The sequence below is a fragment of the Emticicia sp. genome (assembly GCF_049241225.1).
GTDB lineage: Bacteria > Bacteroidota > Bacteroidia > Cytophagales > Spirosomataceae > Emticicia.
In genome coordinates, this window is record NZ_JBMLRC010000435.1 from 1 (window position 1) to 6,595 (window position 6,595).

Genomic DNA, 6,595 nt, shown 5'->3' on the forward strand with positions numbered 1-6,595 from the left:
TATAATATGCAGTATAAAGAGGTGTTGGTTTAAAATCATAATTTGTATATTTTTGATTATTCATTCGTGTCTAATCAAAAATATATGAAATTCCTTTGCAGTGTTTCCCTTTACCTTTTATTTTCCTTCACTTTAGTCGCTCAGAGTTGGCAAGTTAGTTCGCCTAGTAATAAAATTAGAGCCGCAATCCAACGTATTGAGCCAGATGGAACACTGAAATATTCTGTAGAATACCTTGATAATAATCAGACACAAACCATTATTGAGCAATCTAACTTAGGAGTCTCTCGCATTGACCAATCGTTTTATAATGGCTTTACTTTTGAAAATAGTAGTACTGCCGTAATTGACGAAAACTACACAATGTCGATTGGAAAGCAGCTACAACTTCGCAATAACGCCAACGAAATTACGCTCAATTTTCGCAATTCGAATAATAGTAAATTCCAAGTAATTTTCAGAGCCTACAACGATGGAGTAGCACTCCGTTATCGTTTCCCTGAGACTTCAAATAGCACTTACTACGTAACCGAAGATAAAACGACATTCCAAATTCCAGTCAATAACAGCAAAACCTGGATTCAAGGCTATGACAATTTCAGACCTGTCTATGAAAAACTTTATCAGAATGGAGTAAGCCTCAATCAAGCCATCAATCAGTTTAATGGGCTGGCATTCCCTGCACTTTTTCAAACCCCCAATGCTTGGATTCTGCTCACCGAAGCTGATTTAGATGAAAAATTCTTCGCTTCTCACCTATCTTCTTACTTTGGTAATGGCACATTTTCGGTTGCTACACCAAGCCCCGACGATGGTAATAGCTACGCAGCTTATGCAAGTTCTACACTACCGTGGACAATGCCATGGCGAGTAATAATGATTGGAAAACAGCTTAATAATGTGGTAGAATCTAACCTTGTTTCGCATGTGAGTAAAGCTTCGCAGATAGCTAATACCACTTGGATACAACCTGGGATTTCGACTTGGAGTTGGTGGTCAGACCTCGGTAGTCCAACCAATTTTACCAAACTAAAAACGTTCATTGATTTGGCGGCCGAATTAAACTTGCCTTACTCATTGATTGATGCCAACTGGAATCAGATGGGCAATGGCGGAGACATCAACGATTTAATCACCTATGCCAACAGCAAAAATGTAAAACTATGGCTGTGGTATAATTCGGGTGGGCCTTCAAACGACCAACCTGAACAACCCCGTGACTTAATGCACATTCAATCCGCTCGCCGACAAGAATTTGCTCGTATACACGCTTTGGGCATCAAAGGTGTAAAAATTGACTACTTTCAGAGTGATAAACAGGAATTAATGAAACTTTACATTGATATTCTGAAAGATGCCGCTGATTATGAACTAATGGTCAATTTTCATGGAAATGTTATCCCGAAAGGTTGGTCACGCACCTATCCAAATTTGGTTGCAATGGAAGCCGTGAAAGGCTCGGAAGCTTATATTTTTGATGGAAGTTTCTTACCCAATGCCCCTCGTCACCACACGATTTTGCCTTTTACGAGAAATGTAATAGGCCCAATGGATTACACGCCAACTATCATCGGTTGGGGAAGAGAAGTCTATCACCTAACAACCGACGTTCACGAAATTGCCTTACTCAATACTTTTGAATCGGGCGTAACTCACTTAGTTGATATGGTGGGGAGTTATACAAACTTACCAACTTTAGCAAAAACAATCATCAGCAACCTCCCCACAGCTTGGGACGAAACTCGTTTTGTAGAAGGTTTTCCTGGCACTCACGTTGTAATGGCTCGCCGTAAAGGCGAAAACTGGTATATTTCGGGCATTAATGGAGAAAACCAAGTACGAAATATTACATTTCCACTATCATTTATAGCCACAGGCGATTACAGCAAACAACTTCTAAGCGATGGTGCAACTCCAAGAGATATTGTTAGCTCTGAGGTAAACTACCAAGTGCAGTCCACCAATACAATCAACATCACTATGCAACCTTATGGCGGTTTTATGATGGTTTTGAAACGAGCAGCGTGTCAAACAACACATACGATAACTTCACAGATTTCGAACACAACAAAATATGAAGCCTCGGAAACAATCCAAGCGACAAACATTATAAGTTCAACTGCCAACGTAACCTATGATGCAGCAAAAAGCATTTTACTTACAGCTGGTTTTCAAACTCAACAAGGGGCGGTTTTCAAAGCCTATATTGATGGTTGTGGTAATCAGTAAGCCTTTTTTTCATTATATTTACAAATAAACATCTTCACCCTAACAAACCAAAACATGAAAAAACTTACGCTCTTATTAGCGATTTTCATTCATCAGCAAATCATTGCACAAAATAACCGTGCATCGACTGGCATTGACCGAAAAAATGCCTTTCAGAAACACGCCGAATTGGTCAAAAATTCTCCGTATAAAAATCTAAATTGGCGACTACTCGGCCCCGATAATACAAGCGGCCGTGCAACCGATGTCTGGGGGATTGAAGGCAATAAAAATACTATTTACGCCAGTTTTGCTACGGGTGGTTTCTGGAAAACCGAAGATGCAGGCAAAACCTGGAAGCCTTTGATGGACGAAATCGGTACTCAATCAATCGGAAATTTTGCAGTGTCAAAATCAAATCCTAATGTTATTTATGTTGGCACTGGCGAAGCTAATATTCTTCGAGCTTCATTGCCAGGCATGGGAGTATTCAAATCAAGCGATGCAGGAAAAACTTGGCAGCACCTCGGACTTGAAAATACATCAACCATTGCTCGTGTGGTTATTCACCCGACCAATCCTGATATTGTTTATGTAGCAGCAAGTGGCAATGAATGGAGTTATAATGCCGACCGTGGCGTTTATAAAACAACCGATGGCGGTAAAACCTGGAGTAAAGTCTTGTACCAAAACGAGAAAACGGGTTGTATAGATTTATTGATTGACCCATCTGAGCCAAACACGCTTTATGCTTCAATGTGGAATAGAATTCGTAAACGTTGGAGCGACCCAACTCCCGAAGACGGCGACTATCTCTATAAATCGACTGATGCAGGCAAAACTTGGAAAATAATCAAGAATGGTTTGCCAGATACCAAAAACACTGGTAGAATCGGCTTAGCAATGTGTGCCTCAAAACCCAATGTTTTGTACGCCTACGTTGATAATCACACACCAAAGCGTCAAGGCAACGAAGGAGAACTCGATTCGTATGGCCGTCCGAAAGAACTGGTTATTTTAGGAGCAGAAGTCTACAAAAGCACCGATAAAGGCGAATCTTGGACAAAAATGAGCGAAAATGACAAGCAAATGGAAACATTTGGTGGAACGTATGGCTGGGTTTTTAGTCAAATAAGAGTTGACCCAATTAATGAAAACAAGATTTTTATTATGGGAATTAACACTGCTGAGTCGGAAGATGCAGGAAAAACTTGGAAGATAATTAAAAGTGAAAACACTCGTATTCATGGAGATAATCACGGACTTTGGATTGACCCATCAGACACAAATTATATCTTGATTTCAAACGATGGAGGTATAATTGTTACTTATGATGGCGGTAAAACTTGGAAGAACTTCTTCAAGGAAATTCCAACAACTCAATTCTATAATGTATCGTATGATATGGCAACGCCATTTAATATTCACGGTTCAGTACAAGACGAAGGTTCGATGGGAGCTAACGTATCGTGGCAAGCAGGAAGTGGAATTAATGACAAGAAAAATGGCTGGCATTTTGTGCCAGGTGGTGAAGGTAGCATCATTGCAATTGACCCTAAAGACCCAAATATTACGTATTCGAGTGCTTTTTATGGCAGAATCCAACGAGGAGATTTGAGCAAAGAAGGCAAAGAACGAATCAAGAATATTACAATTAAAAAAGCCGAAGACGAAGAAACACATCGTGGTGAATGGTTGGCATATACACACATTTCTAACTTCGATAATCATACAATTTATCATGGAATGCAGTATTTGTTCAAATCAACCGATATGGGCGAAACTTGGAAACGCATCAGTCCAGATTTGACTACGAACGATAAAAACCGCATGGGTAAATTACCGTATGCCATTGCTCACCAAGCCATTACGGCTCTGGCAGAGTCGCCATTTAAGCAAGGCACTTTATACGTAGGCACTGATGATGGAAACGTGCATCTCACGACCGATGACGGCAAAACATGGACAAAAATAATGGCTGGTTTACCTCAAAACGTCCACGTTTCGAGACTCGAAGCCTCAAAAACAAAAGACGGCACAGTTTACATCACCCTCAGCGACCGCCGAGAAGACAACATCAAGCCATATATTTATAAATCAACTGATTTTGGAAAAACTTGGGTAAGTATTGTGGGAGATTTACCAGCCTCACCAGTAAACGTAATTCGAGAAGACCCTTTCAATACCTCAATTCTTTACTGCGGAACAGACTTGGGAATTTATACTTCAAAAAATGGCGGTAAAAACTGGCAATCTGTGCAAGCAAATTTACCAGTGAGTGTTTCGGTACAAGATTTATTCATTCACCCACGAGATAACAAAATGGTCATTGCCACTTATGGGCGTGGCGTTTGGGTAATGGAGAGGTAATGAAAGGAGTTAAATAGAAAAGCACAAAAAAAGCCCTCGACTCGTCGGGGGCTTCCTGTAAATTATATAATTCTACTCACCGAAGTGATGATATAATTATGCTAATTTTACGTTAACGGCGTTTAAACCTCTTTTTCCTTCTTGGATGTCGAAAGTAACTTCGTCATCCTGACGGATTTGGTCTTTTAATTCAGACACGTGAACGAATACTTCTTGGTTTGAGCCACTTACTTTGATAAAACCAAATCCTTTGGTTTCATTGAAAAACTTTACTGTTCCGTTAGACATTTTGTATTTGTATTAGTACTTTAAAAGCACAAATGTAGGTAAATAAATTTGTAATCAAACATATTTTTAATTTTTCTCACTTTTTTTCTTCAATATCCGCAATATATACCCAATGCATTACTCGATGTGTCAGTAGCGTATTATTTATGAGTTAATAATTAACTGATTATCAGCAACTTATTTTTTAAATAATTGAATGTTGAAATGATGAGATATAGAGAAGAATGAGAAAAATATTTATATATTAGTTACAGACTTAAACTCATCAAAAATCAAGCCAATCAACACTTTCCCCCTTCAGGATCCATAAAAAAGCCATTATCCGATTTTGTAAACAAAAAAAAACACACCGTTAGTATTTTAAGCACCAATCTAAATGCCAATAAAAATGACATTTTATGCCGCTTTTCATTCATAACTAATTAAGACGCACTGAAAAGTTGAAAGTCACTAATTCTCAATTCATTTTTGGCATATAGTTTGGACTAATGCTGGTGTTGCTATACTTATTAAAACCCTTTACAAAATCATGAATGCTCAATTCTTATACAATGCACTTGCGGCATACAGAAAGTTTATTCTGTTTATTATGCTCATCTTCTTCGCTTATGCAATGGCATTTGGTCAGGATGAAGGTCTCCGCTTCAAAGAAGGATATGCCAAGATTAGCTCACAAGGTAAATATGGCTTTATTGACAAAACAGGAACAATAATAGTACCTTGCGTATATGATTATGTAAATGATTTTGAGGGCGGGTATGCCGTTGTAAGAATTAAAAATAAATATGGTATTATTCGTAAAAATGGCACTACACTAATTGAAACAAAATACGATATGTGCGAACCATTTTCAGAAGGACTAGCAGTAGTGAAAAGTGGCTCAAAATATGGTTTTATCAACGAAGCTGGCGAAGAGGTTATTAAACCACAGTATCAATTTGTAATGGGATTCACCAACGGTTTGGCGATGGTTCATGTAAACGGTAAAAATGGGTATATTGATAAACAAGGAGAACAAATCATTGCCCCAAAATATGAATTTGCCTTACCATTCTCTGAGGGGCTTGCTCCTGTAATGATTGGTGGAAAATATGGATACATTGATAAAGCAGGAAAGGAAGTGATTGCATTACAATACCAGATGGCAAGTGCTTTTGAAGAGAATTTAGCAGCAGTTAAACTCGGCGATAAATACGGTGTAATAAATAAAGCTGGCAAAATGATTGTATCGCCAAAATACGATGATATTAGAGGTTTTAGCAATGGATTCGCTATTGTTTTGGATAACGAGAAATATGGTATTATTAATCAAAATGGCAAGGAAATAGTTTCCCCTCGATATGATATGATTGATTCGTTTAGCGATGGAATTGCGATGTATAGAAGAGGTGGCAAACTTGGCTACATCGATTCAAGAGGAAACGAAATCATTGCAGCAAATGCCGAACACGCAAAATTGATATTAGCTTCAAAATAAGCCCTTTTAGTAACCTATTAAAGTAAAAAATTAAAACCGCCTCAGCAATGGGGCGGTTTCTTTTTATCGGTTTTGTTCTTCAATCATTCTGAGATACAATTTCTCTACTTTCTTCCTTGCCCAATCGGTCTTACGTAAAAATTTTAGGCTCGAATTAAGCGATGGGTTATTGGCAAAACAATTGACATTCACATGGTAAGCCATTTGGTCCCAGCCGTAATAATCTCTGAGTTCTCTTACTATTCTTTCGAG

At 38.4% G+C, this 6,595-nt stretch carries 5 protein-coding genes; 3 read left to right on the top strand and 2 right to left on the bottom strand.

What is annotated here, in order from left to right; genetic code table 11:
- Positions 1 to 84: 84 nt before the first annotated feature.
- Both ACOVO2_RS22635 and ACOVO2_RS22640 read left to right on the top strand, forming a co-directional pair.
- Positions 85 to 2,229 carry a glycoside hydrolase family 97 catalytic domain-containing protein gene (locus tag ACOVO2_RS22635; protein ID WP_421772154.1) on the top strand — a complete coding sequence of 715 codons (2,145 nt, stop codon included), beginning with the start codon at positions 85 to 87 and terminating at the stop codon, positions 2,227 to 2,229.
- Between the two features lie 54 nt (positions 2,230 to 2,283).
- Positions 2,284 to 4,578, top strand: a complete 2,295-nt coding sequence (locus ACOVO2_RS22640) for a WD40/YVTN/BNR-like repeat-containing protein (protein WP_421772155.1) — start codon at positions 2,284 to 2,286, stop codon at positions 4,576 to 4,578.
- Between the two features lie 96 nt (positions 4,579 to 4,674).
- Here the strand turns inward: ACOVO2_RS22640 and ACOVO2_RS22645 are convergent, their stop codons facing one another.
- Positions 4,675 to 4,866 (bottom strand): cold-shock protein, encoded by a 192-nt coding sequence (locus ACOVO2_RS22645; protein ID WP_421772156.1) that lies wholly within the window; start codon positions 4,864 to 4,866, stop codon positions 4,675 to 4,677.
- A gap of 529 nt (positions 4,867 to 5,395) precedes the next feature.
- On the opposite strand from ACOVO2_RS22645, the gene ACOVO2_RS22650 reads away from it, so the two are divergent.
- Positions 5,396 to 6,343 (top strand): WG repeat-containing protein, encoded by a 948-nt coding sequence (locus ACOVO2_RS22650; RefSeq protein WP_421772157.1) that lies wholly within the window; start codon positions 5,396 to 5,398, stop codon positions 6,341 to 6,343.
- Positions 6,344 to 6,406: 63 nt separating this feature from the next.
- Here the strand turns inward: ACOVO2_RS22650 and ACOVO2_RS22655 are convergent.
- Positions 6,407 to 6,595, bottom strand: a 189-nt coding sequence (locus tag ACOVO2_RS22655) for a VF530 family DNA-binding protein (RefSeq protein ID WP_421772158.1), incomplete at its 5' end; no start/stop codon positions are given.

Coding starts and splice junctions, on each gene's coding strand:
- ACOVO2_RS22635 (WP_421772154.1), top strand. CDS start 85: ATGAAATTCCTTTGCAGTGTTTCCCTTTACCTTTTATTTTCCTTCACT.
- ACOVO2_RS22640 (WP_421772155.1), top strand. CDS start 2,284: ATGAAAAAACTTACGCTCTTATTAGCGATTTTCATTCATCAGCAAATC.
- ACOVO2_RS22645 (WP_421772156.1), bottom strand. CDS start 4,866: ATGTCTAACGGAACAGTAAAGTTTTTCAATGAAACCAAAGGATTTGGT.
- ACOVO2_RS22650 (WP_421772157.1), top strand. CDS start 5,396: ATGAATGCTCAATTCTTATACAATGCACTTGCGGCATACAGAAAGTTT.